Here is a 20,789-nt window from a genome sequence, read left to right on the forward strand (position 1 = left end):
GCAACGTAGTTATAGATCTAGTCGGTATTTCTCTATTGTTTCATCCATTGTTTACCATGCGAAACCAGTTAAATTTGTGTGGTTCATTGTTGAGGTTGTTTTTCAAAAATTTTTAAAGTTGTTTGTTCTTTGCATCTAGCAAATTGGATTAATAAGCACTGCATCTTCAATCGCTATACCTGAACGCACTACTTTGTCCGATGAAATACTTATATTGAAATAAGTATTTATATTTAAAGTGCAGTTTCTTATATGAAACGAAATTTATAATGATGCTGATTTGGATGAAAGTCAACTTTATAAAAACTCTTAAAGTGAAAGGGTTTAGGCAGTGTTTTAAAATATTTTTAAGCAATAACAGAATATTTTTATAAATGGCAATCCTTTGCCTATTATTTTAATAAATAAATTTAGAGATTTTATTTGCAGTATCAATAACTTGATTTGCAATGATGTGTTTAAAGGTCTGTTCATCATAGGTGGTGATCGGACAACTGACCGATAGTACAGCGACCATATCTTTTGATGATTGACGATAAATAGGTGCTGCACAGGCTGCCATATCGTTATTGTAATGTCCCCAACTCACCATGGATGATTGTGTTTTGACATAGTTTAAACGTAGTAGCAATTCTTTTAGATTCTTGGGAGTAAGGTCGGAGAAAGTATCCCATTCATTAAATTTACGATAACGCTGACGAATTTCAGTCTCAGGTAAATTGGATAAAAGTAACTGACCAATCACAGTCGCATGCGCGGGCCAACGTGTACCTAAATTAATCGTACTGGTAAAAGGTCCACTCGATTGAATGTTATTTACAAATACAATATGAGTCCCTTCCAAGATTGAAAGATGAACTGCGATTTTGGTTTGATCACGTAGTTCTTTCATTAGTGGCGTTGATAAATCCAGTAAAGAAAGTTTAGATAAACTGTTAAAACCAAGCTCCATGACTTTTGAATCTAAAGCATAAGTTTTCTGTGAAGCTTTACGTAAATATCCGCAGGATTCTAGAGTATAAATCAGGCGAAATGCACTAGAACGGTTCACATCCAGAATTTCAGCAATTTCAGAAATGGTCATTTCCTGAGCTTCCTGATTAAACGCCTGTAAGATTGCTAAACCTCTGACAAGACCTGGAACCAAATAACGGTCATCGTTTTTTGTGATTTCAGCTTCTTGTACATCTTCTTCAATGACTAAGCTCATTCGATAAAAATTCCTAAAAAAGAAAAGGGTAATATTTGGTGCACACTGCTTTATTTTAGAACTATTGTAATGATATCGGATGCATAAAACAATGTTTATATATAAAACTAAATTTTCCTAATAAAACGTAATAAAATATTAATAATTTATTAAGTATTTGAAATGTATTAATTTTAATTTATTGACATAAAAAGCAAATGAGGATTATTCTTTGTCAATGTTTTGAAAATCAAATAAAGTTTTATATATAAAACAGTATCGAGGGCTCAAACGATGAGTTGGATTTCAGTTTGTGGCATTGATGATGTCTCGGAAGACGAACCAAAGGCAGTAGAAGTCAATGACAAAAAAATAGGTGTATTTGTCATCGATGAAAATTATTTTGCGATCGAAAATGTCTGTCCACATGCTTTTGCATTATTGACAGAAGGATTTATCGAGGATCAGACCGTTGAATGTCCATTGCATGAAGCTATTTTTGATATCCAGACGGGTTCGCTCATGAGTGGTCCAGGATGTCGTGACCTATGTACTTATCCAGTACGTGTAGAAGGTCAAGACATACAGATTCAACTGTAATGGATAGAAGGAATTCACCATGAAACAATTTAATGAAAAACTGGAAAACTGGATCAATGCGACACCTTCTAGGGATGCTGGCATTAATAATATTCAGATTCCTGGGCAAGTTGAACATTTGGTCTGGCAGACTCGCTACAAAGTGCCGACCGTCTATGAACAGGACTTTGTTCAGCATCTAATACGAGCTTTTGGAGCAGGGATGACTGAATTGAATGATTTGGTCAACGCATTAAACCAACAGGGTTTTCGTCGTGAGTCAGGTGAAGTCTGGACCATGCAGAGCTTTACAGAAGAAATGCAGCGTTTGGGTTACTAAGTTCAGGGAAGACAATAATGAATGCAATTTATCAACAAGCTCCAAGTACTGAAGAATACCTTGATTTAGGTTTACGTGATCAATGGTATCCAGTTCTCGCCAGTTGGGAAGTCAATGCTAATCCAGTTGGAATCACACGTTTGGGCGAAAATATTGTGGTTTGGCGTGATCAGGATGGTCAGCTTCATGCGCTTGAAGACCGCTGTCCACATCGTGGCGCACGTTTATCATTAGGCTGGAACTTGGGCAATCGCGTGGCATGCTGGTATCACGGTGTTGAAGTCGGCGGTGATGGTGTAGTGGTCGATGTACCTGCTGTACATGACTGTCCAATGAAAGGCAGTGAGTGTGTAAAAAGCTACCCAATCGTAGAAAAGCATGATGCCATTTTTATTTGGTTTGGTATTGATGCAAATGAACCACCTGCTGAACTTGAATTTCCTGAGCAGTTAGCCAGTACAGAATGGAGTTCTTTTTTATGTCAGGCCGACTGGAAAGTGAATCATCAATACGCCATCGATAACGTGATGGATCCGATGCATGGTACCTATTTACATTGTACTTCGCACTCCATGGCAGAGGGTGAGCGCACTGCGGAAATGAAACACCGTAGTACTGAAAATGGATTTATTTTTGAAAAAGAAGGTCAAACGGGTGTCAATTTTGACTGGGTAGAATATGGCAATACTGGAGCAAGTTGGTTACGTCTTTCTATTCCGTATCGTAAAGAATTTGGTCCAGGTGGGGTGTTTTGGATTGTAGGTTTTGCAACGCCAATTGATGCCCACAATACCCGTGTATTTTTCTGGCGTTGCCGTAAAGTCAGTGGTTGGCAACGTAATGTCTGGCGTTTCCTATACCGAAATCATTTAGAAAAATTGCACTGGGATGTGTTGGAGCAGGATCGCATTATTTTGGAAAATTTGGCACCAAATGCGCGTTCTAAAGAGTTTCTTTATCAACATGATGTTGGTCTATCACGTCTGCGTCGTTTAATGAAAAAAGAAGCAGAGAAGCAATTGAAAAAAATTGCAGTGCTAGATACTTCATCTTTGACTGAAACACCATAAGGATTGTGGCTATGACCATTCACACATTACTGCAAGGTAAAAAAATCATGGTAACAGGAGCAGCGCGTGGCTTGGGTCTGGGTTTTGCTCAGACGATTGCCAAAGCGGGTGCAACCGTTGTCATGGCGGACATTCTGACCGAACTGGTTGAGCAAGAGGCAAAGCAGTTACAACAACAGGGCTTGGGTGTTCACGCTGTTGGGCTGGATTTGTCTCAACCTGAATCTATTCGGTCAGCTGTTCAATTTGCAGCAGATACACTGAATGGTCTAGATGGTCTGGTGAATTGCGCAGCACTCGCAACTGGTGTGGGTGGTAAAGATCTCATGCAATACGATCCTGATCTGTGGGATCGAGTGATGACCATCAATGTCAAGGGAACATGGTTGATGGTTCAGGCCTGTGTTCCGTATTTGAAACAGTCAGGTGCGGCCAAAATTATCAATGTTGCTTCTGATACTGCGCTTTGGGGCGCGCCTAAACTCATGGCATATGTCGCAAGTAAAGGGGCGATTATTTCCATGACTCGTTCTATGGCACGTGAACTGGGTGAATTTAACATTTGTGTGAATACAATTTCTCCAGGATTGACCTTAGTTGAAGCAACAGAGTATGTCCCACAAGAACGTCATGACCTTTATGTTACAGGTCGAGCGATTCAGCGCCAGCAACATCCACAAGATTTAAATGGCACAGCTTTGTATCTACTTTCTGATTTGGCATCTTTTGTCACAGGTCAGAATATCCCCGTCAACGGCGGCTTTGTCTTTAATTAGGAGCACATAACATGATTACAGGAATCGAAGTTTTAAAGTTTGGGGTTGAAGACAAAGCTGAAGCAATCAAGTTTTTAACTGATTTTGGTTTGTCAAAACAAACAACAGATATTGAAGATACTGAACTGTTTCAAACTCAAAATGGCAGCAAGATTTATTTATTTGATATCTCAGATGCGCGCTTACCTGCTGCGATTGAAAATGGTTCAACCCTTCGTGAAGTGACGTGGGGTGTAGACAATGATCAGGATTTAATCCAATTTGCTGAAAATTTAAAAGATGTAGAAGGCTTTGTAAAAAGTGCAACACAGGTGCAGTGTCGAGATCCAAATGGCATGACGATTGTTTTTCAACATTCGATTACCAAAGATGTACCTGAACAAAAAACTGAAGGTATTAATCAGTACGGCAATATCCAACGTGTCAATGCAGCTAGCCCTGTTTATGAAAAGGGTGAACCAATAGCAATTGGTCATGTGGTGTTCTTCACGCCAGATTTAGCTGCAACAGAAAATTTTTATAAAGAAAAATTAGGCTTTCATTTATCAGATGCCTATTTAAATCGTGGCGCTTTCCTGCGTTGCCGCGCAGAGGGTTTCCATCATGATTTATTCTTGCTTTCTATCCCGAATAAACCAGCAGGTCTGAATCATGTCGCTTTTGTGGTGCGTGATATTCACGAAGTGATTGGCGGTGGTTTGAATATGAATCGTTCCGATTGGTCAACTTTTATTGGGCCAGGTCGTCATCCTATTTCCTCTGCTTATTTCTGGTATGTCAACTCACCTCTAGGTGGTGCATTTGAATATTACACCAATGATGACTATTTGACTGAAGAGTGGCAGCCACGTGTTGAAGAGCATCGTTTGGAACTGTTTACCGAATGGGCGATTGAGGGTGGTCTAGATCATGATACTCGTCGTCAGGTTAAACCCATTCAAGGCTAAGGTTTAGGTAGAAGGAGATAGGCTCATGGAAAAAATCGTTGTGGTTGGAGCAGGTCAGGCAGCAGGTTGGGCGGTCAGTACTTTGCGTCAGGAAGGATATCGTGGTGAAATTCATGTGGTGTCCAATGAACATCAGATTTTCTATGAGCGCCCACCGCTTTCTAAACAAGTGCTTTCCAAAGAAGCCAGTTATGACAGCCTAAATCTGTTTTCTCCTGAACAAATTGATGCTTTTTCAGTGCAATGGCATAAGCCTGATCTAGCCACACAAATTGATCGCAATCACAAACTGGTCATTTTGGAAAGCGGCAAGATTTTACCTTATGACAAATTATTAATTGCAACAGGTAGTCGGGCACGTGTACCTGTGAATACGTGGAAAGAAATTTCGAATGTCGTAACTTTGCGTGACGTTCAAGACTGCGAACGTTTGGCAGATTTACTTGAACATGCAAATTCTATTGCAATTATTGGTGGCGGTTGGATCGGGCTTGAAATTGCTGCAACAGCGCGTAAGCAAGGCAAGGCAGTACATGTTTTTGAATATGCTGATCGCTTATGTGGTCGTAGTGTCAGTCCTGAAGTTTCAGCTTTCTTAAAAGATATCCATGAACAACAAGGTACGCAAATTCATCTGGACAGTAAAAATTTACATCTGATTGAAAGTTCAGATCAAACGATTCAAGTACTGAATCATCCGCAGACTGCACAGGTTTTTGATTGTGTAGTAGTGGGTGCAGGTGCCGAGATTGCCAAAGAATTGGGTGTAGATGCAGGTCTTGATGTGAAAGATGGCATCGTGGTCAATTGTTATGGTCAAACTTCTGATGCTGACATCTATGCAGCAGGTGATGTTGCCATTCACCCTGTTTTAGGTTACTGCATCCAATCTTGGGCAAATGCACAAAATCAAGCGATTGCTGCGGCAAAATCAATGTTGGGTGTCGCCACTGAATATGTCGATATTCCGTGGTTATGGTCAGATCAGTATCACTTTAATATCCAGATTTTAGGGACTTATCAACCACAGTTAAACCCGAAATTGGTCATCCGTCAAAGCAGTCCTACACAAGTTAGCTATTTATATTTGGATGAACAAAACCGTCTGATCAATATGATCGCGGTCAACGATTCCAAGCTCGTCAAACTGGCCAAACGCTGGATTCAAAGCGCTACAGTGTTGAACCCAGAACAATTAACCGATCCTGAATTTAATGTCATGAAGCTAAAACCCTAATAACGCTTTCAGACCTCTAGCCAGAACAATCATTTTAGATCTTTAGCCAGATCGAAGGAACGCTTGCATGTTAAATGATGTAGATGAAAAAAAAGGATTCAAACACTGGATACCCGCATTTGTCCTAATGGCCTGTGTCGTACTGGCATTTTTTGACAAGATTAGTATTGCAGTTTTGTTCTCAGATCCACATTTTCAGGATGCGATGGGAATTGCACAGGATAAAGCCAAGTTGGGCTGGTTAATGACCAGTTTTCTACTGGCATATGGTTTTTCATCTATATTCCTGAGTTTTCTAGGGGATATTTTCAATCCCAAGAAAATGCTGTTCTGGAGCGTTGCTTCATGGGGCGTTCTGATGATGATCATGGGCTTCACCACGCATTATGGCAGCATGCTCTTTTTACGTGTGCTGTTGGGAATCGCAGAAGGGCCGTTATTTGCATTGGCTTATGCCATTGTTAAACAAACCTATAGCGATCGTCAGCAGGCACGAGCGTCCACCATGTTTTTACTGGGTACTCCGATCGGCGCATTTCTAGGCTTTCCGATCACTGCGGCTGTCTTGGCTAAACACGACTGGCATACCACTTTCTTTGTAATGGCTGCAATGACCTTATTGGTCTTGGTCTTTGTGGTGGTTGGACTGCGTAACTTAGAACTACGCAAAACTATTGAGATCGAAGATTCAAGCAAACGTATCAATTTTAAAGGTCATCTTCGTAATACTAAATTGTTATTACAAAACAGCGCGTTCTGGCTGGTCTGTATCTTCAATATCGCTTTAATGACTTATCTCTGGGGCCTAAACAGTTGGGTACCATCTTATCTGATTCAGGATAAAGGCTTTAATTTAAAAGAGTTTGGTTTTTATTCAAGCCTACCATTTATTGCCATGCTCGTGGGTGAGGTGGTTGGGGCTGTGTTCTCCGACAAGCTTGGTAAACGCGCAGTACAGGTGTTTGGTGGCTTACTGGTCGCAGGTATCTCATTGTACGTCATGGTGTTAATGACCAATCCGCTTCTTATTATTTTGGCGATGTCGATCAGCTCAATGGCATGGGGCTTCGGTGTGGCTGCGGTATTTGCTTTGTTGGCGCGTGTCACTACAGCAGATGTCGGGGCGACAGCAGGCGGTATTTTTAATGGTTTGGCAAATTTTGCCAGTGCGATTGCGCCAGTATTGATTGGCATGATTGTGATGCAAACGGGCAGCTTTAATTTGGGAATCACGTTCTTGGCAGTGGTGGCTATCGTGGGTTCCTTTTTCCTTACACCATTACTCAAACGTTACTAATTACAGTTTTCATTTTAATCAGGAGTAAGACATGAGCACTCAACAATTTGAATCATGGACGCAACCCGAAGGTGCGAGCTTAGAAGAATGGTTAAACACCCGTATTGCACGTTTTGAAACTCGCAAATATGACTTTAACGCACTGAAATTTCAGGCAGATTATGATCCGAAATATCGCCGTGCCCAAATGCGCTACATGGGAACAGGTGCAACAGGTGTTTCCAATGATAACAACACTGTTCCTGCTGAAAACTTTACGTTTTCTACGATGGTTTTACCGCCACAGTGTGAAGGGCCTTTGCATATTCACCATGATGTTGAAGAAGTGTTCTTTATGTTGCGTGGTGAAATTGATTTGTTCATTGAGCATAACGGTGAAAAGTTCAGTACTCGTTTAAAAGAACGCGATCTGATTTCTATTCCACCTGGCATCTACCGTGGATTATTTAATCCGGGTCAAGAAGATGCCTTGATGTGTGTGATGTTAGGAACAGGTAAACCAACCATTCCAAACTATCCACCTGAGCATCCACTTTCTCAAATTAAACGTAACTAAATGGATTGAATCTGAGTTGCAAAAAGAGGTTTGAAACTCTGATTGTGGCCTTAAAGGAAAATGATGATGACACTTGTTGAAACTCTACAACAATTTCCAGTGAAATCTGTCGAGATCGATGGACACAAGCAAAGCTATCGTGAAGCAGGCACTGGAGAGCATTATCTGGTGTTATTGCATGGCATTAGCTCTGGATCAGGGTCGTGGGTTAAACAACTGCATGATTTAAATCATCATTTTCATATCATTGCATGGGACGCACCCGGTTACGGTTCGTCCGATGCCTTACCCACTGAGCAACCAAACGCTGAAGATTATGCACAGCGTTTGGCGGGCTTATTTGAACATTTAAAGATTAAAAAGGCGATTGTGGTTGGACATTCACTGGGTGCATTACAAGCAAGTGCCTTTGCGCGACGTTATCCAGAGTATGTCGAAACACTCATTCTTGCCAATGTTGCACAGGGTTATCAGCGTTATCCCGTTGAACAACAAGCCGAAGTTTATAACAAAAGACCAAAAATGCTGGCAGAACTTGGAAATCAGGGTTTAGCACAAAGTCGTGGACCCCATCTAACTTATTTGAAACAACCTCAAACGCTTGAGCTGATTGAACAGGTCATGCAAAACCTGAATCTGGGTGGCTTTACTCAGGCTTCCTATTTATTGGCTCATGATGAAATTCGTAATTATTTAACAGATTTGGCTGTGCCATGCGTTGTCGTTGCAGGATTATGCGACAGCATTACACCGCCGCAAGCAATTGCAGCTTTGGCACAGGAAATCCAGTGCCAAAATTATATTGAAATTAGTGAAGCAGGACATTTGAGTTATGTCGATCAACCAACAATTTTTAACGACATTATTGTGTCTGCACAGCAGCATTGAAACGAGAGAAAAAGTATGAGCTTTCAGGTAGAAGGAAAAGTAGCAGTTGTCACCGGTGGCTCTTCTGGCATCGGATTGGCTGCTGTTGAAATTTTAGTCGCAGAAGGCGCAAAAGTAGCATGGTGTGGACGCGATGAACAACGTCTTGCTGAATCAAAGCTTTATATATTAGAAAAATATCCACATGCCCATGTTTTTACACAGGTTTGCAATGTATTGGATAAAGAAGATGTCAAAAACTTTGCTCATACAGTGAAACAGCATTTGGGCAATGTCGACATGTTGATTAATAACGCAGGTCAAGGGCGAGTTTCTACTTTTGAAAATACACAAGATGAAGATTGGATGAAAGAAATTGAACTAAAGTATTTCAGTGTATTGCATCCGGTTCGTGCCTTTCTGGATGATTTAAAAAACTCAGCAATTGGCTCTGTGACCAATGTCAATTCGTTATTGGCTTTACAGCCTGAACCGCACATGATCGCGACTTCATCGGCACGTGCAGCTCTGCTTAATCTTACTCATTCATTGGCACATGAATTTATTAAATATAACGTGCGTGTCAATTCAATTTTATTGGGCATGGTTGAATCGGCTCAGTGGAAACGCCGTTTTGAAACCCGTTCTGATCTCAATCAATCATGGGAAGAATGGACAGCCAATATTGCCAGAAAACGTGGTATTCCAATGCAGCGTCTGGGAAAACCAGAAGAACCAGCACGGGCACTGGTATTTCTGGCATCACCTTTAGCATCCTATACCACAGGTTCAACCATTGATGTGTCTGGTGGTTTTAACAAGCATCTATAAGGTGAATGCAATGAAACAATTAATGATGATTGGTTTTGGCGCAATGGCCTCGGAAGTATATGCACATTTGCCACATGATCTTGAATTGAAATGGATTGTTGTGCCTGAACGTAGTGTTGAAAACGTCAAGCAAAAAGTCGATACCAACATTCAGGTTATTTCCGATGTCAATCAATGCGATGGCACACCAGATTATGTGATTGAAGTGGCAGGTCAGGCAGCAGTCAAAGAACATGCCAAAAAAGTACTGGAAAATGGTTGGACCATTGGTTTGATCTCTGTGGGTACTTTGGCAGATAGCGAATTTTTTACTGAACTTCAGCAAACGGCGGAACAAAATGGCGCGCACTTACACCTATTGGCAGGTGCAATTGCAGGCATAGATGGGATTGCCGCTGCAAAAGAAGGTGGACTTGAAAAAGTAACTTATAAAGGTTGTAAAAGCCCCAACAGTTGGCGTGGTAGTTATGCCGAGCAATTGATTGATTTGGATCAAGTCAAAAAAGCCACCGTGTTTTATCGTGGGACAGCACGCGAAGCCGCGTTGAATTTTCCTGCCAATGCCAATGTAGCCGCCACTATCGCGCTGGCGGGTGTAGGCATGGATCACACCATCGTAGAGCTGACCGTGGATCCTGAAACGACCCAGAACAAACATACCATTGTTGCCGAAGGCCGTTTTGGGCAAATGACGATTGAAATGGTCGGTGTTCCGCTTGCATCTAACCCTAAAACATCAACATTGGCGGCACTTAGCGTGATTCGTGCTTGTCGCAATAGTGTTGAAGCCATTCAGATTTAACAAGGATTACTATCATGGTTAAGGAACTTTATATTGCGGGTGAATGGCGTTTGGGTCGCGGTCATGTGATTCAAAGTACATTTCCAGCAGACAATTCAATAAATGCCGAAATTTCTACAGCAAGTGCTGAAGATATTGAAGAAGCGATTGCTAAAGCAGATCAGGCTTGGCGCGCACCTGAATGGCGTAATCGTATGCCACATGAACGCGCCAAAATTTTATATAAAGTCGCGGATATTATTGAAGCAAGGGTCGATGAACTGTCTCAGTTACAAACCCGTGATAATGGTAAGCCTTTGGCAGAAACTCGTGGTTTAGTCTTAAGCGCGGCTGCGACAGCACGTTATGTGGCGGCTGCCTGTGAAACCCTGAATGATGAGTTGACTTCACAACGTGCGCCAGATTTTATGACATTAAGTGTGCATGAACCTGTAGGTGTCGTGGCTGCGATTACTCCATGGAATTCACCGATTGCCAGTGAAGTACAAAAACTGGCTCCTGCTTTGGCAGGTGGAAATGCGGTGATTTTAAAACCCGCTGAAGCCACTTCGCTGATTGCACTGGAATTAGCAAAGATTTTTGAAGAAGCCGGTTTACCTAAAGGTCTATTGAGTGTCTTAGTGGGGAAAGGTTCGGTCGTCGGTGATGCCATTGTGAAGCATCCATTAGTTCGAAAGATCTCTTTTACAGGTGGAACCACAACAGGACGCCATTTGGCACATATTGCAGCAGATAAACTGATTACCACATCTTTAGAGTTAGGTGGTAAGTCGCCAACGATTGTACTCCCAGATGCGGATATAGAGCTTGCTGCAAAAGGGATTGCATACGGCATTTTTAGTTCTGCGGGACAAGCGTGTATTGCAGGTTCTCGTTTGTTTATTCATAGCAGTATTTACGATCAGTTTCTCACACGTCTGGTGGAAATTACCAAAGGCTTACGAGTTGGGCATCCTGAACAAAAAGATGTGCATATGGGATCTCTGATCAATCAGGCGCATTTACAGTCTGTCGATCGTTATGTACAACTCGCCAAGCAAGAAGGTGGGGAAGTTTTGACAGGTGGCGAAGCATTGACAACAGGTGAATTTGCCAAAGGTAGTTTTTATTTGCCGACCATTATTACTGGATTGAAAAATCAGGCAAAAGTATGCCAAGAAGAAATTTTTGGCCCCGTTTTAGTGGTCATGAAATATGACAATGAGCAAGATTTAATTCAGCAAGCCAATGATAGTTGTTTTGGTTTGGCGGCAGGCATCTGGACTGAAAGTTATCGTAAGGCGTGGCGGATTTCTCGTGCGCTTGAAGTGGGTACAGTATGGATTAATACCTACAAGAAATTTTCAATTTCAGCGCCATTTGGTGGTTTTAAAGATAGTGGTATTGGACGTGAAAAAGGACGTTTGGGAATTTTATCTTATATGCAGCAAAAAAGCATTTATATGGGATTAAGCGACCAGCCAAATGCATGGTGTGACTGATGACTTAAATAGAAGATGGTTTTAACGATTTAACCATTTCAATGGATATTAAACAGAATTTAGAGGAAGATTTTCATGACTGAACGTGTCAATGTGGGTGAAGCAATTGCTCGCTTATTAGAAGAACATGATGTAAATAGCATTTATGGCGTGATCTCCATTCATAACTTGCCGATTGCTGATGCTGTGGGTCGCCGTGAAAAAATCCGCTTTGTGGCGGCGCGAGGTGAAGCGGGTGCAGTCACGATGGCCGATGCACATGCACGATTTAAAGGTTTGGGTGTTGCTTTAACCAGTACGGGTGCAGGTGCAGGCAATGCCGTGGGTTCATTAATTGAAGCCATGAATGCAGCCAGTCCTGTGTTGCATTTAACAGGTCAAGTGGAACGGGAATATTTGGATCGTGATGCCAGTTTTATTCATGAAACCAAAGATCAGCTCACTTTCTTACGTGCTTCGAGCAAAGCTGCATTTCGCATTACCAGTCCAGATAACGCAATTGGGGTCATTCGTGAAGCGATTCGTGTCGCTACAACTGTCCCAATGGGACCTGTCAGTGTTGAATTACCAATCGATGTGCAAGCAGCAGAAATTGATTTACCGTTGAATTTAAGTCCAGTGAAAGCGATGCAATTGCCTGCGGTAGATGAAACTCAGGTTCAGTTATTGGTTGATCAAATCAAGCAAGCTAAACGTCCAGTATTTTGGATTGGTGGCGGTGCATTAAATAGTGTGGATGAAATCAAGGCGATTGCAGATTTAGGTATTCCTGTGGTGTCCTCCACCCATGGTCGCGGTATTTTACCTGATGCACACCCACGTAGCTTAGGTGCATTTCATAACTCGGCTAAAGTCGAAGAACTATTAAAAAATGCTGACTTATTGGCCGTGGTGGGTTCTCGTTTACGCAGTAACGAAACCAAAACGTATTCGGTTCAGTTCCCCGAAAATATCATTCAGATTGATGCTAATCCTGTCGCACAACAACGTAATTACAAAATTCGTCATTTCATTTGTTCGGATGCTAAAGATATTTTGTCGCGTAGTTTGATTCAACTTAATGGTGTTTCGAAAGTTGATGCTGACTATGATCAAGCCATTGTTGATGCTAAAAATGCTGCGGTCGATGCACTGCGTAAACAGCTTGATCAATATGCATTGATTTGTGATCACTTACGTGCGGCTTTACCTGAAGATGGTATTTTCGTTCGTGACATTACCATGTCGGGCAGTACCTGGGGCAGCCGTTTATTCCCTGTACAAGCACCAAATCGTAATATTCACTCGTTGGCAGGGGCAATTGGTTTAGGCTTGGCGCATGCGATTGGAACCAGTATTGCTAATCCAGACAAAAAAGTAGTGGGTCTGGTCGGTGATGGCGGTTTGATGTTAGGAATCGGTGAAATCGCAACCATGGCGCAAGAAAATACCGACATGGTCCTCATGATCATGAATGACGGGGGCTATGGGGTGATGCGTGGTATTCAAAATAACTACTTTGGTGGTCGCCAATATTTCAATGAGCTGCATACCCCGGATTATCAAAAATTGGGGGAGTCGATGGGCGTTAAAAGCTGGAAAGTCGGCAGTGCAGATGAATTTAAAATTGCGATCAAAGAGGCTGTTGATTTTAATGGTCCTGCGGTCATCGAACTTGTTATGCATTCTATTGGTCCGTTGAGCTTTGCGGGTCCACCACAGAAAAAACTCTATTAAGTTTAAGGGATATTGAATTTCAAAACCTTATAGCAGCATTATTGTGATCTGGCTTTACTTAGGTGCTAAGGCATCTAAGTAAACAACTAAAAATGGTGATGAATAATATGCCATGAGCTAAGGATTGCTCTCGCTTCAAATAGGATCACCAAATTTTTTTAGGTAAAAATCAAAATAAACAAAGTTTTATATATAAAACATGAGTTGCTGTTTTTCACTATCAGCTCGTGGCTAAATATTGGGAAGCGATGATGAAAAAAAGTGTAGTTTCAACAATAAATGTTTCAATTTTCTGCGTAGGTGTTTCGACTGGCTCTTGGGCAGAGACATCACCACTGGAGTGGAAAAATCAAGATGGTACAGCTTCATTTAAAGTGGGTGGGGTGATTCGCGTGCAGGATCGCTATGAAAGCTGGCCACAAAGTTCCAATCGAGGAATGGGCAAGTTGGACTTTGATGTCCTAAGACTTGATCTTAAGGGAACATATGATGATTTTTATTTAAATTCTAGTTTTTTATTGCAGGATCAAGAGTTTACCTCTATAGAAAAAGCCTATGTAGGATATAAACTCAATCCTCACAATAGTTTGGAGGCAGGTTTCGTCTACAAACCATTTACCATTTATCCTTATCCGCAAAATGGCTGGACCTATCATTTGCCATTCTTTTTAGGCTATGGCAACAACATTGCCCCTGGTTTGAACTGGAATTATGATGACAAAAATTGGGATATTAAACTGGGTTATTATCCAAACATGCTTGAAACTAATATGCGTTATTCTCCAGAAAGCGGCTCTTATGATGATCTGAAAAATACTTTTCCAAATCAGAAAGGCTATCAAAATGAAAAACAAAATCAGGTCAATGCCCGTGTGGTTAAAAAGTTTGATACGACGCTAGGCAAGCAAGAAGTTGGATTATCAGGGGCTATTTCACAACTGCATAATAAAATCACAGATGATGATGGAAAATATTATGCTTTAGGTCTTCATGCCAATAGCAATCTTAATCGCTGGAACATTCATGGCTCCATCATTCACTATCAATACGATGCCAAAAATCCAGAAGGTGTTGACGATCGTATGACTTTAATGGGAACCAATGGTTTAACACCTTCTTATTTGATTGCTTCTGAAGGGACTGTTTCGAGTCTCAATGTCTCTTATACCTTGCCAATCAAGGATATGTGGAAACTTAAAGCGATTAAATTCTATAACGATTTTAGTTATCTGGATAAAACACATACAGATTGGTCAGCGTCACAGATGAATACCACAGGCATGATGTTTATTGCATCTCCGTTTATGGTCTGGGCAGATTATACTTGGGGAAAAAATGCCAATATTATTGGAGGTTCGACCAATAGTACGGGCTATACCACAGCAACTTCCTTGAATAGTGATAAATGGCTGTATCGGGTCAATTTAAACTTTGGCTTTAGTTTTTAATTCTTTTATTTCGTTTGTCGCCATAAAATCCAAGAGCGGTTTTATGGCTTTTTAAATTCTGGATGATCTCAAATTCATCATACAACATGAAGTTGATTGACTGGTTTTTAACATATGAATCGTATCGTAATGCGCCAACCATTCACGATGAATGACCTGAAATCCCTGTTTTTGCCAGAAATATTCAGCGGCAGGTAAAAAGGGATGAGTATGCAAATAAAAATGTCGAATATTTTGTCGTTGAGCATATTCAAATAAAGCATGGCAAAGTTGCGATGCTAAACCTTGTCGGCGATATTCGGGCTGTACAAATAGTTTAACCACCTCGACAACTTTCAACGGTAAGTCCAAATTAAAACGATGGTTATAAGCTCGATAAGCCACCATGCCAATAATTGTGTGCTTATCTTTGACCACGAAGCAAGCGCCTTGCGGGTGTTCAAGATAAGTTTGGCTGAAATGAGTTAGATCATGAGGAAGTTCAGATTGATAGACTTCTGGAAAAAGAATTTGGCGTGTATAAATCGCAAATTGAGTGGCTTGAGGCACATCTGCTGGTTGTAAAAGTTCGATGTCTAAAGCCATGAATAGTCTGGCACTACAATGGTTTTGTCCTGAAGCATGGCCTCATGAAATTCAACATCATAGACACTTTTTAAAAACACAGGATCCGTCAGGCGTTGCCGAGATTCAGGTCGAATAATTTCATGTTGACGCATAAAAAACAGTTCGTCTGCAAATAAAAATGCCAGATTAGGATCATGCATAATGGCAATCACGGTATAGTTTTGTCGAGAAAGTTGACGTAATTTTTTCATCAAATAAGACTGATAATAGACATCCAGATGATTCGTTGGCTCATCCAGTAAAATCACTTTGGGTGCTTGTACTAATATTCGAGCGATCATCACCAATTGTCGTTCTCCACCTGAAAGCTCAGTATACGCCTGATGTTTTAAATGGCCGATATCTAGCTCTTCCAATGCCAGATCGACCAGATATTCATCCTGTTTGGTGGGGTGAAAATGACTAAACGCAGCACGGCCTGTCAAAACGACATCTTTGACTTTAAAGGGAAAAACGGTTTTGTGAAATTGTGGTAAAAAGCCTAAAAGTTCCGCACGACGTTTGCCTTTATACTGATCTAAACGTTTGCTTTTATATAAAATACTGCCACATTGTAAAGGTTCCAGACCTGCCATGAGTCTAAACAAGGTCGATTTACCACAACCATTTCGTCCCAAGATCACTGAAAACCGATGTTCAGCAAATGTGAGATCGATATTTTTAAGCACCTGTTTTTGCCCATAAGCAAAGTTAAGCTGATGAATATGGATCATGACCAGTTCATCCGTTGGCTTTTCATGAGTAGCAAAAAGAAAGGTGCGCCAAGCAGCATGGTAAAAATTCCAATTGGGATTTCAAAGCTCAATAAAACACGTGAGAAATTATCAATCAATAATAAAAAACAGCCGCCCAATATCATATTACAGGGAATGGTTGCACGATGATCAGGCCCAACTAGTATTCTCACAATGTGGGGCATAAATAAACCATATAAACTAATAATCCCTGCCGCAGCCACAGAAGCAGAGGTGCATAAGGTGACCAATCCAATCAGCAAGATTTGTTCCCATTTTGGATTGATGCCGACCGCTTGGGCTTCTTCTGTACCAAGTGCGAGCAAATTGAGTCGCCAACGCATTAAAAATAAGCCCAGAAGTCCGATACAAATAGGCAATACTGCATATTGTACTTTATCCCAATTGGCCTGATGTAAATTGCCCATGGTCCATTGCACAATGGCCTGTAATTTAAACGGATCACTAATATATTGAATGATGGTTAATCCTGCCAAAAACAGCCCTGAAACAATCATGCCTGCCAAAATAATCATGACCAAAGAGGTTTGTTGTTCCTGTTTTTGATAGGCAAATAAATAAGTCAGAAGTACCGCTGCAATACCAAAAATAAACGCCAATAAATTAGGTGAATTTAAGTTAAAAGACAACGCCAGTGCCGCACCAAATGCTGCTCCAGAAGAAATACCGAGTACATAAGAATCCACCAATGGATTTCGAAATAAAGCTTGTAAACCATTTCCTGCGGTCGCCAGTGCCGCACCAACCATAAAGGTAAGCAAAATTCTGGGTAGGCGTACATTCCAAAGAATATTCTGCATCAGAGCATATTGTTCAGGAGCAATATAGCTTCCACCAAACAGACTTTGCCAGAACCAGAGCAGATAATCCTGATAACCTAAAACATGACTGGGCCCAATTAATAAGGAACAAAACAGACAAAGCAGAGGTAAAACAATAAAGCCAGTATATCGAATGACACGATTTAATTGGGTGATGGATTCAAGACGCATCATCTTCATGGGAGTGATCAATTTCATGGGGCGATCAACGCTTTTGCTGCTTTTGAACCATACAACATGCTCAGCACTTGATATTGGGTTTCTTTCATGTTGTCAGATGATTGCACTTCAGTATAAATGTGGTGATGTAAATAAAGTGCAGTCAGCACGATTTTGATGGTATGAGGATTATAGATAAAAGCAGGGCTTAAATTAAAAACTCTACGCTGTTGAACAGACTTCAGCGTTTGTAATTCAGGGCGTTGATAAATCAGTTGCGGATCGGTATTCCAAAGCACGATATTATCAGGATTCCATTCAATCAAGGTTTCTGGATTGACGTTGGGTTGATTGGTTTTGGTCGAAACAACATTTTTCGCGCCAGCCAATTCGATAAAATCATTGGTAATCGATTGAGTTCCTGATGTCGAAAAAATACGACCGCCCGACCATGCATAATAAATAGTTTGCTGATGGGGTTGTTTGGCAGTATTACGCTGAATCTCTGTTATTTTTTGATCTGAATATTGCAGTATGGTTTTTGCGCGTACCGTTGCATCGGTTAAAACTGCAATGTTCGATAATTCTTCTTTGACCTGAGCATAAGTCGAAGATTCCATAATATAAACTGCTATGCCTAATTTGCGCAGAAGGGCGATGGTCTGTTTTTCTCCTCCACCCATAATGACTAAATCAGGTTGTAGCATTAATAGACTTTCGATATTGGTCGCATTATTGCCTTGAGAGGGGCTTTGAATCTGTTTGGCCTGAATGCGTCGGTCTAAAACAGAATATGCGTGATATAACATCGGCTGTTGATAAATTTCCGCAGGAATTCCTACAATTTTATTGCCCTGATTGAGCATATATAAACCATCACAACTCGACTCAAATAAACACACCACACGTTGGGCAGGATGCTCCAACGTAACACGATAACCCGAAGAATCAACAACACTAAGACGAGAGCGTGATGGGGTGGTTTGAACTGATTGAGTCTCTAATTGTGGTTTTTGCTCTGTAATGTTTCTGGGCTGACAGGCTGTCAATGTGATTCCCAAAAGTACACAAATGCTGAACATGACAACTTTTGGGAATGAAACATGTGACAAGATCAAATCAGAATGTCCATTGTACCGAGAGTGACGCATTTAACGGATCACCTGGCTGGATCCACAGATCACTATAACTTTCAACATAGTAGGTTTTATCAAACACGTTGTTAATATTGAATTGATAACGTAACTGGCTATTCGGTTCATAATACGCATTTAAATTGACCAAGGTGTAATCGGGTAATTCAAAGCCTGTGCTTTGTGTCCCATTACGTTTCCCAACATACTGTACATTTGCCCCAACACCTGCTTTTTTTATAGCCTGTTGTAAAAGCACATAATCTAATGCCAGATTACCACTATGGCGAGGAATATTATTGAGCGGAGTTCCTTTGGCAATGGTTGTATCTTTATGAATCTGTGCATCGGTATAAGCATAGTTTGCCATTAAATGCAGTTGATCTGTGAGTTGACTTTGCAGATCTACCTCAATGCCCCGACTTAATGCTTCACCTGCGGCATACTGATAATTTGCATCGCTTGGATTGGTGGTGAGCACATTTCGTTTTTTCATGTGAAATAATGCCAGACTCAATAAGGATGTGTCATTAAACTGATATTTACTTCCGATTTCATAACTTTCACCTTTTTCAGGTGCAAACACTTGTCCATTGGCATCTGTACCATTGTTCATGGCAAAAGAGCGTCCATAATTCGTATAGAATGACAACTGCTCATTCCATTTATAATTTATACCCGCACGAGGCGAAGCCTGATGAAAGGTTTTATCGGTAGAAGTATTGGCTTTGTAATTATCTAAAGACTGTTTGACTTGGTCGAAACGTGTACCAACTAAAAGACTCCATTGATCATCGAAGAACATTTGATCCTGAAGATTTAAAGCAAAATAGTCCTGTTGTTCACGGGTATTGGTTTGCAGCCCCATATTGGGTAAATACACGCCATATTGAGGATGATAGACATTGATCTGATTGACACAGTATCTTGCGCCTGAATATTTATAATCACAACGGAGCTGATATTGATCAGAAGTCAATTGACCTGCTTCAGTACTGATCAGGATCTCATGACGCGCCCAGTCTGTATTCAACTTACCTAAAAGTTCAGCCTGTGCGAGTAGATCTTTGGTGAAATAATCACGATAACGACGTTGACGATTTAAAGTTTCACCATCTGATTCAAAAGATTTAGGTTCAGTGGAAAAGCCTTTCATCAATCCTTGCTTATAACTGACGGCACTATTGAGTTTCCATTCATTATTTAATTCATGCGCCAAACGCAGTTGATAAAACTGATCATTCAATTTCATGTCGCCATCGTCTGGTTCGCCTGTAAAGGTTTTGGGACTCATCAGAATCTGGCCTTTATAGGCGCTGATACCACGATCAAAAGTGCCTTTTTGCTGAGTGATTTCGCTGTCAAAATCAAGTTGAGTCTGATCAGAGATTTTCCAACTTAACTGCGGTGAAAAAAACCAGCGTTCACTATTCACCTCATCACGAAAGCTTTGATTGTCTTCATGGGCAATGGCCAATCGATAAGCCAGTTGATCATTCAGCGGCGCAGTATATTCAAAGCTACCACGGTATTGTTGTTCGGTATTGGCGCGTAAGTTGAGTTGTCCTTGCGGCTGCCATTGTGGCTTTTTTGTGGTGATATTAAGCAAACCACCCATTTCACCACGACCGTATAGCGCGGCGGCGGGGCCTTTTAAGAAGTCCAGAGATTCAATATTGAGCATATCTCGTGGTGCACTGAGTCCACGATTTACGCTTAAGCCATTTCGGATACTGGCTGCGCCAAGATTAGGATCCGTTGCAAAACCACGAAAAGAGTAATTATCCCAAAAGCCACCGCCATAATTATTTTGTGCAAAGACACCACTGACCAGATGAATTGCATCTTCAATACGTTGACTATCTTGTTGTTTTAAAATGTCCTGTGAAAGATAGCTACGACTAAAAGGAATATCTAAAACATCATGTGAAAATTTACTTGCGGCAGAGGTGGTTTTTTCATTTTCCTGATTTTGATCAGCCTGTAGGGTGATGGTAGAAAGAACATTATTTGGAGAATCGGCCCAACTGAGACCAGAAAGAAAAGAAAAGCCAATAAATGACGACAGCAGACGATATTTATGCTGCATAAACCCCTCGATAAACATGACAAAAAACAACTTTTGAAATAATATAACATTTCAAAAGTTGAAGCTATA

General features: G+C 41.0%; 20 protein-coding genes. 14 read left to right on the forward strand and 6 right to left on the reverse strand.

All coding sequences use genetic code 11. The annotated features are described in order from the left end of the window. Window positions 1–397: 397 nt before the first annotated feature. Complete coding sequence (locus I6L31_RS14230; protein WP_005002954.1) at window positions 398–1,210, reverse strand: IclR family transcriptional regulator; 813 nt, start codon at window positions 1,208–1,210, stop codon at window positions 398–400. A 273-nt stretch (window positions 1,211–1,483) separates the two neighbouring features. Between I6L31_RS14230 and I6L31_RS14235 the strand changes: the two genes are divergently transcribed. The 14 genes from I6L31_RS14235 (at window position 1,484) to I6L31_RS14300 (ending at window position 15,136) form a co-directional block, all read left to right on the forward strand. After that, window positions 1,484–1,789 carry a non-heme iron oxygenase ferredoxin subunit gene (locus tag I6L31_RS14235; RefSeq protein WP_004990784.1) on the forward strand — a complete coding sequence of 102 codons (306 nt, stop codon included), beginning with the start codon at window positions 1,484–1,486 and terminating at the stop codon, window positions 1,787–1,789. Window positions 1,790–1,808: 19 nt separating this feature from the next. Next, entirely contained in the window at window positions 1,809–2,108 is a 300-nt protein-coding gene (locus I6L31_RS14240; RefSeq protein ID WP_005002957.1) for a recombinase-like helix-turn-helix domain-containing protein, read from the forward strand. 17 nt (window positions 2,109–2,125) lie between these two features. Beyond that, a complete protein-coding gene (locus tag I6L31_RS14245) occupies window positions 2,126–3,178 on the forward strand; it encodes an aromatic ring-hydroxylating oxygenase subunit alpha (protein WP_005002960.1) in 1,053 nt (350 codons plus the stop codon). 11 nt (window positions 3,179–3,189) lie between these two features. Continuing rightward, a complete protein-coding gene (locus tag I6L31_RS14250; RefSeq protein ID WP_005002964.1) occupies window positions 3,190–3,954 on the forward strand; it encodes an SDR family oxidoreductase in 765 nt (254 codons plus the stop codon). A gap of 11 nt (window positions 3,955–3,965) precedes the next feature. Next, window positions 3,966–4,901 carry a VOC family protein gene (locus tag I6L31_RS14255; protein WP_005002966.1) on the forward strand — a complete coding sequence of 312 codons (936 nt, stop codon included), beginning with the start codon at window positions 3,966–3,968 and terminating at the stop codon, window positions 4,899–4,901. A gap of 25 nt (window positions 4,902–4,926) precedes the next feature. Further along, window positions 4,927–6,138, forward strand: coding sequence for an NAD(P)/FAD-dependent oxidoreductase (locus tag I6L31_RS14260; RefSeq protein ID WP_005002969.1), 1,212 nt, complete (start codon window positions 4,927–4,929; stop codon window positions 6,136–6,138). Window positions 6,139–6,205: 67 nt separating this feature from the next. Continuing rightward, window positions 6,206–7,435: an MFS transporter gene (locus I6L31_RS14265; RefSeq protein WP_005002971.1), complete on the forward strand. Its 1,230-nt coding sequence runs from the start codon at window positions 6,206–6,208 to the stop codon at window positions 7,433–7,435. Between the two features lie 31 nt (window positions 7,436–7,466). Continuing rightward, complete coding sequence (locus I6L31_RS14270; RefSeq protein WP_004990771.1) at window positions 7,467–7,991, forward strand: cupin domain-containing protein; 525 nt, start codon at window positions 7,467–7,469, stop codon at window positions 7,989–7,991. Between the two features lie 63 nt (window positions 7,992–8,054). Beyond that, entirely contained in the window at window positions 8,055–8,879 is an 825-nt protein-coding gene (locus tag I6L31_RS14275) for an alpha/beta fold hydrolase (RefSeq protein ID WP_005002973.1), read from the forward strand. Window positions 8,880–8,894: 15 nt separating this feature from the next. Next, window positions 8,895–9,689 (forward strand): SDR family oxidoreductase, encoded by a 795-nt coding sequence (locus tag I6L31_RS14280; protein ID WP_005002975.1) that lies wholly within the window; start codon window positions 8,895–8,897, stop codon window positions 9,687–9,689. A gap of 10 nt (window positions 9,690–9,699) precedes the next feature. Continuing rightward, the gene (locus I6L31_RS14285; RefSeq protein WP_005002977.1) at window positions 9,700–10,491 is read left to right on the forward strand and encodes an aspartate dehydrogenase; all 792 of its coding nucleotides are present in this window, start codon (window positions 9,700–9,702) and stop codon (window positions 10,489–10,491) included. A gap of 14 nt (window positions 10,492–10,505) precedes the next feature. Beyond that, window positions 10,506–11,972: an aldehyde dehydrogenase gene (locus I6L31_RS14290; protein ID WP_005002978.1), complete on the forward strand. Its 1,467-nt coding sequence runs from the start codon at window positions 10,506–10,508 to the stop codon at window positions 11,970–11,972. A gap of 75 nt (window positions 11,973–12,047) precedes the next feature. Next, window positions 12,048–13,688: a thiamine pyrophosphate-binding protein gene (locus I6L31_RS14295; protein ID WP_005002979.1), complete on the forward strand. Its 1,641-nt coding sequence runs from the start codon at window positions 12,048–12,050 to the stop codon at window positions 13,686–13,688. Window positions 13,689–13,939: 251 nt separating this feature from the next. Continuing rightward, on the forward strand, window positions 13,940–15,136 hold the full coding sequence (locus I6L31_RS14300) for a hypothetical protein (RefSeq protein WP_005002981.1): 1,197 nt from the start codon (window positions 13,940–13,942) through the stop codon (window positions 15,134–15,136). Window positions 15,137–15,187: 51 nt separating this feature from the next. Here I6L31_RS14300 and I6L31_RS14305 read toward each other — a convergent pair whose 3' ends face one another. Genes I6L31_RS14305 through I6L31_RS14325 form a run of 5 tightly spaced genes read right to left on the reverse strand, consistent with a single transcriptional unit; the run spans window position 15,188 to window position 20,720 of the window. Further along, complete coding sequence (locus tag I6L31_RS14305; RefSeq protein ID WP_005002983.1) at window positions 15,188–15,721, reverse strand: GNAT family N-acetyltransferase; 534 nt, start codon at window positions 15,719–15,721, stop codon at window positions 15,188–15,190. After that, the gene (locus I6L31_RS14310; protein ID WP_005002986.1) at window positions 15,712–16,476 is read right to left on the reverse strand and encodes an ABC transporter ATP-binding protein; all 765 of its coding nucleotides are present in this window, start codon (window positions 16,474–16,476) and stop codon (window positions 15,712–15,714) included. The genes I6L31_RS14305 and I6L31_RS14310 overlap by 10 nt, the downstream gene beginning before the upstream one ends. Continuing rightward, window positions 16,473–17,510: a FecCD family ABC transporter permease gene (locus I6L31_RS14315; protein WP_035272219.1), complete on the reverse strand. Its 1,038-nt coding sequence runs from the start codon at window positions 17,508–17,510 to the stop codon at window positions 16,473–16,475. The genes I6L31_RS14310 and I6L31_RS14315 overlap by 4 nt, the downstream gene beginning before the upstream one ends. Before the next feature lie 23 nt (window positions 17,511–17,533). After that, complete coding sequence (locus I6L31_RS14320) at window positions 17,534–18,649, reverse strand: ABC transporter substrate-binding protein (RefSeq protein WP_005002990.1); 1,116 nt, start codon at window positions 18,647–18,649, stop codon at window positions 17,534–17,536. After that, window positions 18,618–20,720: a TonB-dependent siderophore receptor gene (locus tag I6L31_RS14325; RefSeq protein ID WP_005002992.1), complete on the reverse strand. Its 2,103-nt coding sequence runs from the start codon at window positions 20,718–20,720 to the stop codon at window positions 18,618–18,620. The genes I6L31_RS14320 and I6L31_RS14325 overlap by 32 nt, the downstream gene beginning before the upstream one ends. Window positions 20,721–20,789: the final 69 nt, after the last annotated feature.

This window comes from Acinetobacter septicus, from assembly GCF_019355975.1.
GTDB classification, from domain to species: domain Bacteria; phylum Pseudomonadota; class Gammaproteobacteria; order Pseudomonadales; family Moraxellaceae; genus Acinetobacter; species Acinetobacter ursingii.

Excerpts from the sequence above, each read along its gene's own strand:
- I6L31_RS14235 (WP_004990784.1), top strand. The coding sequence starts at position 1,484 with ATGAGTTGGATTTCAGTTTGTGGCATTGATGATGTCTCGGAAGACGAA.
- I6L31_RS14305 (WP_005002983.1), bottom strand. The coding sequence starts at position 15,721 with ATGGCTTTAGACATCGAACTTTTACAACCAGCAGATGTGCCTCAAGCC.
- I6L31_RS14260 (WP_005002969.1), top strand. The coding sequence starts at position 4,927 with ATGGAAAAAATCGTTGTGGTTGGAGCAGGTCAGGCAGCAGGTTGGGCG.
- I6L31_RS14320 (WP_005002990.1), bottom strand. The coding sequence starts at position 18,649 with ATGCGTCACTCTCGGTACAATGGACATTCTGATTTGATCTTGTCACAT.
- I6L31_RS14280 (WP_005002975.1), top strand. The coding sequence starts at position 8,895 with ATGAGCTTTCAGGTAGAAGGAAAAGTAGCAGTTGTCACCGGTGGCTCT.
- I6L31_RS14295 (WP_005002979.1), top strand. The coding sequence starts at position 12,048 with ATGACTGAACGTGTCAATGTGGGTGAAGCAATTGCTCGCTTATTAGAA.
- I6L31_RS14290 (WP_005002978.1), top strand. The coding sequence starts at position 10,506 with ATGGTTAAGGAACTTTATATTGCGGGTGAATGGCGTTTGGGTCGCGGT.
- I6L31_RS14250 (WP_005002964.1), top strand. The coding sequence starts at position 3,190 with ATGACCATTCACACATTACTGCAAGGTAAAAAAATCATGGTAACAGGA.
- I6L31_RS14325 (WP_005002992.1), bottom strand. The coding sequence starts at position 20,720 with ATGCAGCATAAATATCGTCTGCTGTCGTCATTTATTGGCTTTTCTTTT.
- I6L31_RS14270 (WP_004990771.1), top strand. The coding sequence starts at position 7,467 with ATGAGCACTCAACAATTTGAATCATGGACGCAACCCGAAGGTGCGAGC.
- I6L31_RS14240 (WP_005002957.1), top strand. The coding sequence starts at position 1,809 with ATGAAACAATTTAATGAAAAACTGGAAAACTGGATCAATGCGACACCT.
- I6L31_RS14245 (WP_005002960.1), top strand. The coding sequence starts at position 2,126 with ATGAATGCAATTTATCAACAAGCTCCAAGTACTGAAGAATACCTTGAT.
- I6L31_RS14275 (WP_005002973.1), top strand. The coding sequence starts at position 8,055 with ATGATGACACTTGTTGAAACTCTACAACAATTTCCAGTGAAATCTGTC.
- I6L31_RS14285 (WP_005002977.1), top strand. The coding sequence starts at position 9,700 with ATGAAACAATTAATGATGATTGGTTTTGGCGCAATGGCCTCGGAAGTA.
- I6L31_RS14300 (WP_005002981.1), top strand. The coding sequence starts at position 13,940 with ATGAAAAAAAGTGTAGTTTCAACAATAAATGTTTCAATTTTCTGCGTA.
- I6L31_RS14255 (WP_005002966.1), top strand. The coding sequence starts at position 3,966 with ATGATTACAGGAATCGAAGTTTTAAAGTTTGGGGTTGAAGACAAAGCT.
- I6L31_RS14230 (WP_005002954.1), bottom strand. The coding sequence starts at position 1,210 with ATGAGCTTAGTCATTGAAGAAGATGTACAAGAAGCTGAAATCACAAAA.
- I6L31_RS14315 (WP_035272219.1), bottom strand. The coding sequence starts at position 17,510 with ATGCGTCTTGAATCCATCACCCAATTAAATCGTGTCATTCGATATACT.
- I6L31_RS14310 (WP_005002986.1), bottom strand. The coding sequence starts at position 16,476 with ATGATCCATATTCATCAGCTTAACTTTGCTTATGGGCAAAAACAGGTG.
- I6L31_RS14265 (WP_005002971.1), top strand. The coding sequence starts at position 6,206 with ATGTTAAATGATGTAGATGAAAAAAAAGGATTCAAACACTGGATACCC.